Below are 14461 nucleotides of genomic sequence, written 5' to 3'. Positions count from 1 at the left end.
GGGATTCGAACCCAGGACCCATACATTAAAAGTGTATTGCTCTACCAGCTGAGCTACGGAATCCTAATTCTTTAACGAATTACCCTTCGTTGTTTGAAGTGATGCAAAGGTAAGAAAAATATATTTAAATGCAAGCCCTAATTAGATATAACGCAGTTTTTTAATAAAAAAACACAAACCAATAAATAAACCCCTGAAAAACAACATATTAAAAAATACATATGTAAAATATGTCCTTGATATCACCTCTAAGGGATACAAAAAAGCCTGACTTTTCAATGAAGCTTTTTCTTGTGATCCCGCTAGGATTGGTTCAGCCCCGCAAGACCCCAAGCTATACCATGAACCTTCTATGAATCGAACCCCTATGGATTCGCCCCTGAAGGGCACAAAAAAAGCCTCACTTTGCAGTGAAGCTTTTCTTGTGATCCCGCTGGGATTGGTTCAGCCCCGCAGGGTCCCCAAGCTATACCGTGAACCTTCTATGAATCGAACCCCTATGGATTCGACCCTAAAGGGCACAAAAAAAGCCTCACTTTGCAGTGAAGCTTTTTTGTGATCCCGCTGGGATTCGAACCCAGGACCCATACATTAAAAGTGTATTGCTCTACCAGCTGAGCTACGGAATCCTAATTCTTTAACGAATTACCCTTCGTTGTTTGAAGTGATGCAAAGGTAAGAAAAATATATTTAAATGCAAGCCCTAATTAGATATAACGCAGTTTTTTAATAAAAAAACACAAACCAATAAATAAACCCCTGAAAAACAACATATTAAAAAATACATATGTAAAATATGTCCTTGATATCACCTCTAAGGGATACAAAAAAGCCTGACTTTTCAATGAAGCTTTTTCTTGTGATCCCGCTAGGATTGGTTCAGCCCCGCAAGACCCCAAGCTATACCATGAACCTTCTATGAATCGAACCCCTATGGATTCGCCCCTGAAGGGCACAAAAAAAGCCTCACTTTGCAGTGAAGCTTTTCTTGTGATCCCGCTGGGATTGGTTCAGCCCCGCAGGGTCCCCAAGCTATACCGTGAACCTTCTATGAATCGAACCCCTATGGATTCGACCCTAAAGGGCACAAAAAAAGCCTCACTTTGCAGTGAAGCTTTTTTGTGATCCCGCTGGGATTGGTTCAGCCCCGCAGGCCCCAAGCTATACCGTGAACCTTCTATGAATCGAACCCCTATGGATTCGACCCTAAAGGGCACAAAAAAAGCCTCACTTTGCAGTGAAGCTTTTTTGTGATCCCGCTGGGATTCGAACCCAGGACCCATACATTAAAAGTGTATTGCTCTACCAGCTGAGCTACGGAATCCTAATTCTTTATTTTGAATTATCCTTCGTTATTTGAAGTGATGCAAAAGTAGGCATTTTGAGCATTTATACCAACTTTTTTTCTGCTTTTTATTACTTCTTTTTTAAATAAGCTCATTACTAAGCCATTAATTTATTAAGAATTTATAGCCTTCCAAAGCATATCTTTTAATGGAAGAATATTCTTATTGGCGACAGATGATATAAAGATATAAGGCACGTCTTTAGGCACCTGTAATGCCATCTCTGCCTCTAATTCATCGTCCAACATATCGGACTTTGTAATAGCCAATAAGCGGGGTTTGACTAAAAGCTCTTTATTATAAGAAGTCAATTCGTTTAATAGGATATTATACTCTTCAGCTATCGTACGATCGGTATCAGCTGGAACCATAAACAAAAGTACCGAGTTTCGTTCTATATGTCTCAAAAAACGAATACCTAGGCCTTTTCCCTCCGAAGCTCCCTCTATAATCCCTGGAATATCGGCCATGACGAACGATTTATTGTCGCGATAACTTACTATTCCTAAATTAGGAACTAAGGTCGTAAAAGGATAGTTTGCAATCTCTGGCTTAGCAGCGGAGACTACCGACAACAGGGTTGATTTCCCTGCGTTTGGAAAGCCCACTAATCCAACATCTGCCAAAACTTTAAGTTCTAGAATGATCCACTGCTCTATACCAGGTAAACCCGGTTGCGAGAATCGTGGTGTCTGTTGAGTGGAGCTTTTAAAATGCCAGTTACCTAAACCTCCTTTACCGCCTGCTGTCAGAATTTTAGTTTCTCCTTCCTCGGTGATTTCGAACAGAATCTCACCTGTTTCGGCATCTTTAGCAACAGTACCTAGAGGAACTTCCAACACCTCGTCATTTCCATTAGCACCTGTTCGCAATGCGGATCCACCTGGACCTCCCGATTCGGCGATGATATGCTTCCTAAACTTCAGGTGTAATAAAGTCCAATGTTGTGTAGAACCCTTTAATATAATATGTCCGCCTCGTCCACCATCACCACCGTCTGGACCACCCTTGGCTGTGAATTTGTCGCGATGCAAATGCGAAGAACCTGCCCCACCATGCCCCGACCGACAACACACCTTTACATAATCAACAAAATTAGAACCTTGAGCCATATTTCAATTAACAGTAAATAAAATTAAGCGCTGTAGCTATCAATTACCTGAGACAACTCCGTAAAAATAGTTTCAATCTCGCCAATGCCGTTTACTTTTGACAGCTTACCTTGGGCTTCGTAATAAGGCAGCACATGTATAGTTTTTCCGAAGTATTCTTCTATGCGTTTCTTTAACTTGTCTGCAGCATCGTCAGCACGTCCAGAAATTTCCTGACGTTTTGCAATACGTTGTGTCAACTCCTGTTCATTAACATCAAGAGCGATAACTCCAGTTATAGAACTATTATTATCTTTCAAAAACTTATCCAATGCTTCCGCTTGTGCCACAGTACGGGGGAAACCATCGAAAATAAAACCCTTTGCTTGTGGATTTTTGTTGATTTCTTCTTCTAACATAGCAATTGTAATCGAATCAGGCACTAAATTGCCGTCAGCAATAATCTGACTAACTTGTTTCCCTAGATCGGTTTGACCTTTGATATGTGCACGAAAAATATCTCCAGTAGAAATATGCACAAGATTGTATTTACTGATAAGTTTCTCTGACTGTGTACCCTTTCCTGCTCCTGGAGGACCGAATAATACAAGGTTTAGCATAGTGTTGAGTAATTTTTGATGACAAAAATAAAAGCCTAATCCGGTTAAGAGAATTAGGCTTTTCAGTTAACTAATGTGCGCACCAAGGGAGTCGAACCCCTAACCTTCTGATTCGTAGTCAGATGCTCTATCCAGTTGAGCTAGGAGCGCAGCGACCATTACTTCTTAGGTATATCCTATTTCCGTTTTGGTGATGCAAATATAGAAAATTAAAAACTTTATCCAAACATTTTCTCAGGTTATTCTGAAAAGATATACGTTTATTTTTTATTCATAGATAAAAAAGCGGAAGAACTAAAGGTTCTTCCGCTTATCTAGCAAGTCAAAATCATTTAGTGTTTTGTATCCATTTCGTCTACATAATCCGCATTAGGAACATAGTCTGCTGTAATAAGTTCTTTATAATCTGCCTTTTCACCTTTGCTGAAACGTCTCTGCAAACTGTCAAAAAGAGAATATACAACAGGAACAACAACCAATGTCAGGAACATAGAAGACAAAAGCCCCCCAATAATAACAATAGCAAGCCCTCTATTCGTGTCAGCAATACCTCCTGTCGCCATAGCAATCGGAATCATACCAAATACCATGGCTATGGTTGTCATTAAAATCGGACGAAGACGAGCATGATTGGCTGCCACTAATGCATCATGCGTGGTGGCTCCAGAGGCCTTCTTATGATTGGCAAAATCAACTAATAGAATAGCATTTTTAGCAACTAGACCAATCAACATGATAATACCTAAAATAGTAAAAATATTTAACGTTTGGTTCGTTAATGCCAATAGCAACAGTGCACCAATAAATGATAGAGGAATAGAAAACAAAACGACAAATGGTGTAGCAAAATTGTCATACAGGGCGACCATCACCAAATACACCAATACAATCGATGCCAAAAGAGCAATACCTAATGTTCCAAAGCCTTCTTCTTGATTCTCCATATTTCCACCCCACATAGTCGCTACCCCCGCCTTCTTTGGCAGTTTTTCAAACTCGGTTTTCCACTCATCCGCCACTGTACCTGCCGGACGGCCGATTACCTGAGCCTTCACCGCTACAGAAGGTGTTTTGTCACGTCGCTCCAACAAGGTCGGTCCAGACCCGTAAGAAATATCCGCAAACTGTTCTAAGGTAATCGAAGCCCCTTGATTATTGATAAATTTCAACTTACGAACATCTTCTATACCTGCCCTGCCCTTATCATCAAACTGTATATTGATATCATACTCATTATCCCCAGCACGGAATTTATTATCTGTATTTCCAGAGAAAGCAACCTGCATCGTCCCTCCGACTGTAGCCACATTGAGACCTAGCGAGGCCATTTTATCACGATCTACTTTTACATTGATCTCTGGATTACCTGCCTCGGACGACAATCTTACCTGCGATGACCCTGGCACTTTCTTCAAGATTTCCGCAGCTTGATTGGCGAACTCCAATGCGTCTTCCATAGAGGTACCGATAACGGTCAGGTGTACTGGTGCCTGCTCTGCTCCCATCAATCCCATATTCACTGTCCTAACGATCGCACCGATTAATTCATTTTCCAATTCGCGTTTCAGCTCCGCAGAGTAAACCTTAGAATTCAACACACCTACATATTCATCTTTCAAAATAACATGGATCTCGGATTTGTACCTAGAACCAGATACACCTCCCATACCACCATCACTAGATTGTCCGACTGTAGTAATCATTCGTTTTACCTCCGGTTTGGAAGCAATTAAATTCTCCGCACGCTGGGTCAACAGGTTTGTCGTTTCTAAGGACGCATCTTTTTCCAACTCGAATTGCATCATAAACTCACCTTTGTCATTCGCTGGGAAAAAGTCGCCTCCGATATAGCCCAAAATCGGCAAAGAAAGCGAAGCAAAGAATAAAACTACGGCTATTAATAGGGTGATTACCTTATTGGCCCTAGTGCGCAACGACCATTTCAAGATATCTGATATCCAATGGGTGAACTTTGAGAGGCCCCGTTCAAATCCTAAAATTATTTTTCCAAAGAATGAACTGGAGTTGATATGCTCTAAGCGTCCAAAACGAGAATATAACCAAGGCACTACGGTAAAGGACACCAACAAAGACAATCCTGTAGCGATAATCACAGTAACACAGAATTGTGCAAGAATATTGGCAACCAACCCTGTCGACATGGCTATCGGTAAGAATACGACTACAATTACCAAAGTAATAGCTGTAACTGTAAATCCAATCTCAGCAGCCCCATCATAAGCAGCACGCACCTTATTCTTGCCCATCTCCATATGACGGTGAACATTCTCGATAACTACGATAGCGTCATCGACCAAGATACCAACTACAAGCGATAAACCTAATAAGGACATCAGGTTTAATGTATACCCCATAAAGTAGAAACCAATAAAAGTCGCTACCAAAGATAACGGAATAGCCACCATCGTAATGGCTGCATTACGTAAGCTGTGCAAGAAAAACAGCATGATGAAACCTACCAGTATAACCGCAACCACCAGATCCTTCATTACGTGATTAGCAGAATGCAAAGTGTATTCACTAGAGTCGTTGGCGATAAGCACCTGAATACCCTCTTTCTGATAATCCTTTTCAATCCCGCTGATCAAATTACCGTCCTTATCTTTTGTCGCGATAGTTTTTTGCACCAACTTGGAAACCGCTACCGCATTGGCATCAGACTGTTTATACACCTGCATCAAAATCGTATTCTTGCGATCCAATCGCGCTACCTTTTCGATTTCGGCAACACCATCTTGAATATCTGCAATATCACGTAGAAAAACAGTAACACCTGCTGGTGTAGTTACAGGTAAAATACGTAATTCCTCTACAGAACCGACCTTTCCTGCAAGACGAATAGTATTCCGCTTTTCGGCAGACTGCACACTTCCGGTAGGAAAATCCATATTGGAAGCAGCGATGACTTGTTGAATCTGTGTAATATTCAGTCCATAACCTTCTAATTTTTCAGGATCAACTTTCACCTGTATCTCACGCTCCTCGCCTCCAATCATATCCACCTTTGCCACGCCATTTACTCGTGCGAATACTGGCTGTATCTTTTTATCCAAAAGATCATAAAGTTCCTTTTCTGATAACGATGAAGTCACTGCCAAACTCATAATTGGCATATCATCCAACGAGAACTTATTCAGAATCGGTGGATCTACATCATCTGGTAAATCATTCAATATGGAATTGATTTTACGTTGCGCATCTGTAAGCAAAAAATTCACATCGGCTTCATCATTTAATGTTACCGCAACCACGGAAACACTTTCCATCGATGTAGCCTCAATTTTCTTCACCATCTCGAGGGAAGAAATAGCGTCTTCAATTTTCTTGGTAACGGTATTCTCTACCTCTGTAGGTGAGGCTCCCGGATATACCGTCTGAATCAAAATAACTTTGATGTCAAACTTAGGAATCAGCTCATACCCAAGTCGGGTATAAGAAAATATACCGCCAAGGATCAAAATGATAAACATCACAATGATTAAACTTGGCCTCTTTATCGAAATTTCAGAAATCTTCATATTATTTACCGCCTTTTCAACTTATTATTTGATAATAGAAATAGGTGCTTGATCGAACACATTGATCTGACCGGAAATAATGACCTGATCACCTACACTCACACCTTCTAGTACTTCGATATAATCACCAAAGCTTCTTCCTGACTTAACCGTTGCAGCAACTGCTTTTCCATTCTTCACCACAAAAATCTTGTTGTCGCTTACAGAGCCCAAGAATGCAGTACGAGGTATCACAAGCACATTGGCTGTCACATCGTCACCAAACCTAGCGGTACCATACATACCTGCACGCAACTCATTATTGGGATTGGCCACCTCTATCTCTACCGGAAAATTTAAACTTCCATCTGATTTAGGTGCGATAAATGTAATCTTACCGCTGTACGCTTTATCTGGATAAACACTGACTCCCAAATTTACGTGCTGTCCTACTGTCAGGGTAGCTACATTCTTCTCATCCACATTCACTCGTAGCTTTAATGTACTGACATTCACAATATCAAATGCTGGGGTACCTGGATTTACATACGTACCTGGTTCGATTTTCTTAGAGTTTATAATTCCAGATACCGCTGTTTTAATCGTTACATCACCTGCAGTTAGCTTCGCACTACGGAGGTTATTCTTCGCATTTTCGAATTGAAGCTTTGCTTGATCCAGCTGCTGTTGTGTAACGCCTCCTGTGCTGAAAGCACTTTCAAAGCGCTGTACATTCTGTAATGCATTATCGTAGTTAGCCTGTGCATTGGCTACATTGACATTCAGCTTATCAGCTTCAACGACGGCTAGGGTCTGACCCGCACTCACTCTTGAACCTTCACTCACTAAAACTTTAACGACACGACCTGGTGTCTCTGCTGAAACAGTAACTTCTTGTTTTGGTATAAAATTGCCGTTGGCTATATAAGTTAGATCTACAAGTTGCGTACGTGCAGTATCTACTCGCACTGCTACTTTCTCATTGGTTACTGCAGCAGCTGCGGTAATCTCTTCATTCTGTTTTTTATTCTTGTTCAATAAATAAACAATACCTGCTAGTACGGCTGCAATACTTACAATTGTTATTATTACGCGTTTCATAATATATATTAAGATTATTTTTCGTTTACTAATGTTTTTAACTGACCTTTAGATTTTATCAACTGAATCTCTGCCACTTTAAAGTTAAGTAGAGAAGTATTCAGATTGTTTTGCGCATCGGCATAAGCATTCTCCGCGTCCAGCAACTCTGTTAAGGTAGCCAATCCATTTTTATAATTGTTTTCCGTATCGGAAAGCACCTCCTTCGCCAATGTTACGTTGGAACGATTGGAGTTGATTGTTAACAGTGAATTTTTAACTTGTGCTTTCGCATTTTCTTTAGCTAGATCCAAACCTAACTTTGTCTCTTCGTAGTCAACTTTAGCCCTTCTAATCTCGATATTGGCCTGATTGACTTTTGATTTAGTTGCTCCGCCCGTAAATATTGGTATGCTAAGATTCAACCCTATAGTAGAGAAATCGGCCCAAACAGACTCTTTAGGTTTAAACAGAAAAAAACTATTTGAAAAACCTAAGACACCGTAGTTAGCACTTAAAGATAAAGTAGGGTAATATTGAGAGACAATAGACTTCTTATTTAACTCCAATAACTCACTCTGTTTGCTCAACAATCGCAACTCTGTCCTGTCATCCATTATCGGCTGATCCTCCAAAGCAATAGATGCATCAATCTCAAAGGTTTCCTCAGGCAAGGCAACTGCTTGCTTAATATCCATACCTATCGCAAATTTTAAAGCATTCTCCCTAAGCTCTAACGCATTCATGATTTGACTTTTCTGCGCTTTAAGATTATTGATTGCAACCTCAGTCCTGTCTAAGTCTATCTTTTTTGCCAGTCCAGCATCGACTAATCCTTTTATAACATCCCGTGTCTTTGTTGTGTTATCTAGGTTGTTCTGTACTGTTTGCAGCTGCAACTGAGTCTGATAAACCTCATAATAAGAATTGGATACTTTCTCGATTAGCTGCTCGTCAGTCAATTCTTTATTTATTTGATAAAACTCTCGAGTAGATTTTGCAGCTTTCAAACCCGTAAAAAGAGCTTGATTAAAAATCTGCTGGTTAAGGGATACCGAATTTTGCGATGACCATGGCGTCCCGAACCCAACAAGTGTAAGCCCAGCAGGCACCGGTGGAGCTGTTGTTTTAGGTGTTACTTCACCCTTAACACCTCCTGATATAGAACCTATATTATTTCCATTAGCATCAGTCAATTGGCCCGTGAGATTTCCATCCAAATCGGAAGCGCCAGCTCCTCCTCCTCCAAAACCACCCATAGCAGACAAGTCTATAGCCGATTTTTGCACTTTAACGTTATACGTTACACCGCCATTAAAATTTACCTGAGGAAGAGCTCCTGCTCTCACCTCATCTATTTTATACTGTGCATTTTCAAGATCCAAAGCTGATTTTTTAGCATCAGCTTTATTCTCCAAAGCATACTTTATTGCTTGCTGTAACGTCAATACTTCTTGAGCACTGACACTGGAAACTCCGAAGAATCCGGCTAATAAAACTGCAATAATTTTTATCCTTTTCATCTAGTTTATTTTTTCTTTTGTTGATGAGAATTCTCCCGAAGCATCGGGATCGGTTTCTTTATTTACTATTCGATGATTCGTTCTTCAAAAATTAATCTGATCGCCCTCTTTTGGCTGTCTAGAATATGCCTGATATTTTCCTTATTGGGGATCCCAGAAACTATATCTTGTACATTATACATAATACCAAGGGACTTCATTATCTCGACAAATGCAATACTAGCCTCTTCGACATCTTTGATCCGAACGTCTCCAAAATTCACAGATTTAGAAAACAATTCCTTGGTAGCTGCTACATCCCTCTGATAAAGTTCTTCAATGACTGATGCCATATCTACGCCTTTGATCCACTCCAAATTTTCATCAATGTGAAGCATATAATATTTGCTAAGATACGAGGCTCTCAATTCCAGAATTTCATAAAGTGTCGCCATCAGATCCTTGGTGTAACTGGCAACGATAGCTTCCTCTTTACCAAACAGCTCATCAGCAACTGTACTGATTACATCTCTTATTAAAGCGGACTTATCTTGGTAATAGTAATACAGGTTTGCCTTTGTGATCTTCATATCTTCAGCAATCTCATTCATTGTGGTTTTATTGAAACCATAATGACAAAACCTCCGCAAAGCTACTTCGACAATTTCTTCCTTACGTTTATCCATTTCTCACTTTTAACTCCTGACTTTTATTAAATTTTGTTCAAAAGTACAGAAAGCTAGTCCCACATCTCAAAGAATTATGAAAAAAAACATTTCTCTGACAATTAAGACAAATTAATATAGGACAGTAAGAATTACGAAAATAGTTTAGTAAACTTTCTTTTATCAACCTTATATAGCCGGGCGGCACGATAAGAAACTCCTGTTTGATACTCGTCAAGTTCTTTTAAATAGCCGAGATTTCCCATTTTTTTGCGGAAATTTCGCTTATCTAGAGATTCACCTAAAATCGACTCATACACTTGCTGTAATTGGGTCAGTGTAAATTTTTCAGGGAGAAGTTCAAACGGTGTAAATGAAAAACTTAAATTGGTTTTTAGTTTTTTCAAACCGATTTGTAAGATTTCATTGTGATCAAAAGCGAGATCAGGCACATTGTTAATAGCAAACCACTTGGCCTGTCGCATATAATTAGTTATAGGCTTTATTTTATTTTTCACTTCCTCATAACGCACTAGAGCCATATAAGCAACCGTCAAAATACGTCCCTCCGGATGCCGCTTCACTCCTGCCAGCGCAGCCAGTTGCTCCAGATAGATATCCTTCAACCCAGTATTCTCATACGAGATACGCTTGACAGCTTCCTCCATTTCTTCCTCTTTGTCCACGAAATAACCAGGAATAGCCCACCAATCTTTATAAGGATACTCATTTCGTTCAGTAAGAAGCACTTTTAATTGACCTTCATGAAAGGTTAAAATCAAACAGTCTACAGTGAAAAAAGAAAGCACAAACTTTTATTTTAAATGAAAAATCAACCAAATATCAGACAATATTGCTTAAAAATTACAGAAGAAACAAAAAAAAAGATGGTCAAAAATTTAATAGTGTAGAAAATACACACTATATTCGTATTGCCTAAAATTAGTTTGATTTGAAAAAAATAACAAACATTGGTGTATTTACTTCAGGTGGTGATGCGCCAGGGATGAACGCAGCGATCCGAGCTGTGGTAAGAACCGCAATATACGAGAACATACAAGTTACCGGAATCTACAGAGGATACCAGGGAATGATTGATGCTGATTTTGTAAATATGAACAGACGTTCTGTAAGTTCTATTATTCAACATGGTGGTACAATTTTGAAATCTGCTCGATGTTTAGAATTCAAAACCAAGGAAGGACGCCAAAAAGCATATGACAATATCAAAGCACACGGTATAGATGCATTGGTCGCTATAGGCGGCGATGGAACTTTTACAGGAGCAGACCTCTTCTCTAAAGAGTTTGAGATCCCTGTAATGTGCATCCCCGGAACCATAGACAATGACCTCTACGGTTCGGATTACACTTTGGGATACGATACCGCCAACAATACAGTCATTGAAGCGATAGACAAAATACGGGACACCGCCTCATCGCACAGTAGAGTTTTCTTTGTGGAAGTAATGGGACGAGACTCTGGTTGTATTGCGTTAAATGCTGGGGTTGGTGGAGGCGCCGAAGCCATACTAATGCCCGAAGTCGACAGTGGTGTAACAGAGCTCTTTGATGAACTTGCCTTAGCGGAAAGTCGAGAAAAGAGCTCTATGATCGTTATTATAGCCGAAGGAGATCAAAATGGTGGTGCCTATAACGTAGCTAAAATTGTGAAAGAGAAATTTGACCATCTTGATATAAAAGTTAGTATATTAGGGCATCTCCAACGTGGAGGTTCACCTAGCAGTTTTGACAGGGTACTCGCAACCCGCATGGGTTTTAAAGCTGTAAAAGAATTAATGGCTGGTAATTCAAGAGCGACAGTAGGACTTCGAGGAACAGCAATTGTAACCACTCCGCTAGAAGAAGCTCTGAGCAGGAAAGAGTTCAAACTTGATGAGGAACTGCTAGCTATTGCAAACATAATGAACAAATAGAAAACATGATTTTAATAATTTTCACTGGATCAAGATACGCAGATTGGCGAATAGCCGATAAGGGCAAAGTTTTACATGGCTTCCGAACGGCAGGAATAAACTCTTACATTCAGGATGAAAATTTCATCAACCAACTCTTAAACAAAAACACAGACTTACTTTATAATGCTGAAAAGGTAAGGAAGATTTTTTTCTTTGGAGCGGGGGCATCATCCAAAGACCGTCAGGAAAAAATTGTTCGGGTATTTTCTTCTTTTTTCAAGAATGCACGAGTAAAGGCTTCGCATGACCTAGACGCCTCGGCTATCGCTACATTTGGAGATGAAAAAGGTATAGTGGGCATCATTGGGTCGGGTTCCAACGCGGCCTATTTTACTGGTAAAAAGATCGTGGAGAATAATTACGGTCTAGGTTATATCCTAGCGGATGAAGGTTCTACCAATTGGCTCAGCAAACAAGTACTGAAAGATTTTTTGACGCAAGCTATGCCAAATGGTTTTAGAGAGAAGTTTCTAGAGAAACATAATATTGACCGAAAAGTAATCTTAGAAAAAATATACAATTCTCCCAACCCAAATATATTCCTCACTTCATTTGCAGACTTTATCCTAGAGAATAAGAATGATCCCTACATGGCTTCACTTGTTAAGAAAGGATTGGACTTGTATATCAAAACGTATCTTATTCCATTAGCAGACAACTATCCTGACTCTCCGATATGTCTGACAGGTTCGGTTGCTTATAACTATAAAGAATGGTTAATGGAGTTGGGAAATGAGTATCACCTCGGGATTCAAAGCATTGTGAAAGAACCTATTCAGAATTTAACGAAATACTACATAAATAAAAATTGAAAAAAATGAAAATTGGAATTAATGGATTTGGCCGTATCGGTCGTTTAGCATTTAGAGCAGCAGTGAATCGCAAAGATATCGAGATCGTCGGAATCAACGACTTGGTTGAGCCTGATTACATGGCATACATGCTAAAATACGACTCTACACACGGCAGATTTGATGGAACTGTAGAAGTAAAAGATGGCAATTTAGTAGTTAATGGCAAAACCATCCGGGTTACTGCCGAAAAGGATCCTGCAAACCTAAAATGGAATGAGGTAGGCGCAGAAGTCATCATTGAATCAACAGGTTTATTTTTAACGCAAGAAACAGCACAAAAACATATTGATGCAGGTGCAAAGAAAGTAATCATGTCAGCACCTGCCAAAGATGATACGCCGACTTTTGTAATGGGGGTAAACCACAAACAGCTCCAAGCTGATCAACATATCGTATCGAATGCTTCATGTACAACCAACTGTCTAGCGCCAATAGCAAAAGTACTACACGATAAATTTGGTATCGTAGAAGGACTGATGACTACTGTACACGCTGTAACAGCTACTCAAAAAACTGTTGATGGTCCATCTGTTAAGGATTGGAGAGGTGGTCGTGGCGCATACCAAAACATTATCCCATCTTCTACCGGTGCTGCAAAAGCAGTGGGCTTGGTATTACCAGCTCTCAAAGGAAAATTAACAGGGATGTCTTTCCGCGTGCCTACAGCCGACGTATCGGTGGTAGACCTTACTGTCCGTCTGGATAAAGGCGCTTCTTATGAAGAGATTAAAGCAGCAATGAAAGAGGCTTCCGAAGGTGAATTAAAAGGTATATTAGGATACACAGAAGATGATGTAGTATCTACCGACTTCCTAGGCGACGCACGGACTTCTATCTTTGATGCTAAAGCAGGCATATCATTAAGTGATAACTTTGCAAAAGTTGTATCTTGGTATGATAACGAATGGGGATACTCTAATAAAATTATTGATTTAGCACAAGAAGTAGCTAAATTTATCTAAGCTTTTAAGCATAAGAAAGAGAGGCAGACGTCTCTCTTTCTTATAATAATCCTTCATCTCGAAAGCTATAATAACCACTATCCGTAAAAATCAAATGGTCATTCACCCGTATGTCCATAATCTTAGCAGCATCACAAACCCTATTTGTCAGATCTCGATCAGCTTTACTTGGATGTAATGTACCAGAGGGATGGTTATGAGCCAAAATAATGGAACTGGAATTATTCTGTAATGCATACCGCAATATCATCTTTACATCTACTGGTGTAAAATCATTTCCACCACTGCCAATCAACTGCTCGTGTATGACTTTACAAGCCGTATTTAAATAAATCACCCAAAACTCTTCATGGGGTAAATCCTGCAAATACGACTTAAAATAATCATATACCCGCTTACTGCTATTGAGCAATGGCTTCTCTAGAGCTCCTTCTTCCTTTCTTCTTCTTCCTAACTCGAGCGCTGCAACGATAGAAATTGCTTTTGCTTCTCCGATCCCCTTATATTCGCATAGCTGATAGACGTCCTGCTTAGACAGTTGGCTTAGACTATGCTTCGAATCGCTCAAAATTCGCTTGCAAAGCTCTACTGCAGTCTCTCCCTGGGATCCTGAGCCAATTAAGATAGCTAATAATTCTGCATCGGTCAGGGCACGGCGCCCTTGTTCCAATAATTTTTCTCTCGGACAATCTGATTCCGCCCATTCACGAATAACAAGCTTGCTCATAAACTACATGTGATAAATAATTGATTTTCTTAAAGTTAATAAAAAACAATTAGTCCTCAAATTTTAACTTGCTTTGCCCATATATCACGATTTATTTTTAGCTAAAAAACCCTATCTT

General features: G+C 39.8%; 11 protein-coding genes and 3 tRNA genes. 3 read left to right on the top strand and 11 right to left on the bottom strand.

Going from position 1 to position 14461, the window contains the following annotated elements:
• Window positions 1–556: 556 nt before the first annotated feature.
• From M472_RS33015 to M472_RS32965, 10 genes are all read right to left on the bottom strand, one after another.
• Window positions 557–629: transfer RNA gene (locus tag M472_RS33015), tRNA-Lys, on the bottom strand.
• Between the two features lie 622 nt (window positions 630–1251).
• Window positions 1252–1324, bottom strand: a tRNA-Lys gene (locus tag M472_RS33005).
• A 135-nt stretch (window positions 1325–1459) separates the two neighbouring features.
• Complete coding sequence (gene obgE, locus M472_RS33000) at window positions 1460–2458, bottom strand: GTPase ObgE (protein ID WP_021070178.1); 999 nt, start codon at window positions 2456–2458, stop codon at window positions 1460–1462.
• Window positions 2459–2481: 23 nt separating this feature from the next.
• Window positions 2482–3057 (bottom strand): adenylate kinase, encoded by a 576-nt coding sequence (locus M472_RS32995; RefSeq protein ID WP_021070177.1) that lies wholly within the window; start codon window positions 3055–3057, stop codon window positions 2482–2484.
• 76 nt (window positions 3058–3133) lie between these two features.
• A tRNA-Arg gene (locus tag M472_RS32990) sits at window positions 3134–3207 on the bottom strand.
• Between the two features lie 182 nt (window positions 3208–3389).
• Entirely contained in the window at window positions 3390–6596 is a 3207-nt protein-coding gene (locus M472_RS32985; RefSeq protein ID WP_022829326.1) for an efflux RND transporter permease subunit, read from the bottom strand.
• A 24-nt stretch (window positions 6597–6620) separates the two neighbouring features.
• Window positions 6621–7676: an efflux RND transporter periplasmic adaptor subunit gene (locus tag M472_RS32980; protein ID WP_021070175.1), complete on the bottom strand. Its 1056-nt coding sequence runs from the start codon at window positions 7674–7676 to the stop codon at window positions 6621–6623.
• Between the two features lie 14 nt (window positions 7677–7690).
• The gene (locus M472_RS32975) at window positions 7691–9178 is read right to left on the bottom strand and encodes a TolC family protein (RefSeq protein WP_021070174.1); all 1488 of its coding nucleotides are present in this window, start codon (window positions 9176–9178) and stop codon (window positions 7691–7693) included.
• Between the two features lie 65 nt (window positions 9179–9243).
• A complete protein-coding gene (locus tag M472_RS32970; RefSeq protein ID WP_021070173.1) occupies window positions 9244–9843 on the bottom strand; it encodes a TetR/AcrR family transcriptional regulator in 600 nt (199 codons plus the stop codon).
• 131 nt (window positions 9844–9974) lie between these two features.
• The gene (locus tag M472_RS32965; protein ID WP_021070172.1) at window positions 9975–10604 is read right to left on the bottom strand and encodes an NUDIX hydrolase; all 630 of its coding nucleotides are present in this window, start codon (window positions 10602–10604) and stop codon (window positions 9975–9977) included.
• Window positions 10605–10774: 170 nt separating this feature from the next.
• Between M472_RS32965 and pfkA the strand changes: the two genes are divergently transcribed.
• From pfkA to gap, 3 genes are read left to right on the top strand one after another with little or no spacing between them, the layout of a single operon-like run.
• Window positions 10775–11758, top strand: coding sequence for a 6-phosphofructokinase (pfkA, locus tag M472_RS32960; protein WP_021070171.1), 984 nt, complete (start codon window positions 10775–10777; stop codon window positions 11756–11758).
• Window positions 11759–11763: 5 nt separating this feature from the next.
• Window positions 11764–12612 carry a hypothetical protein gene (locus M472_RS32955; RefSeq protein WP_021070170.1) on the top strand — a complete coding sequence of 283 codons (849 nt, stop codon included), beginning with the start codon at window positions 11764–11766 and terminating at the stop codon, window positions 12610–12612.
• Between the two features lie 5 nt (window positions 12613–12617).
• On the top strand, window positions 12618–13616 hold the full coding sequence (gene gap / locus M472_RS32950) for a type I glyceraldehyde-3-phosphate dehydrogenase (RefSeq protein ID WP_021070169.1): 999 nt from the start codon (window positions 12618–12620) through the stop codon (window positions 13614–13616).
• 40 nt (window positions 13617–13656) lie between these two features.
• Here the strand turns inward: gap and radC are convergent, their stop codons facing one another.
• The gene (gene radC / locus M472_RS32945; protein WP_021070168.1) at window positions 13657–14343 is read right to left on the bottom strand and encodes a RadC family protein; all 687 of its coding nucleotides are present in this window, start codon (window positions 14341–14343) and stop codon (window positions 13657–13659) included.
• Window positions 14344–14461: the final 118 nt, after the last annotated feature.

It is taken from the genome of Sphingobacterium paucimobilis HER1398 (assembly GCF_000416985.1).
Taxonomy (GTDB): domain Bacteria; phylum Bacteroidota; class Bacteroidia; order Sphingobacteriales; family Sphingobacteriaceae; genus Sphingobacterium; species Sphingobacterium paucimobilis.
This window is presented reverse-complemented; position numbering and strand designations above follow the sequence as displayed.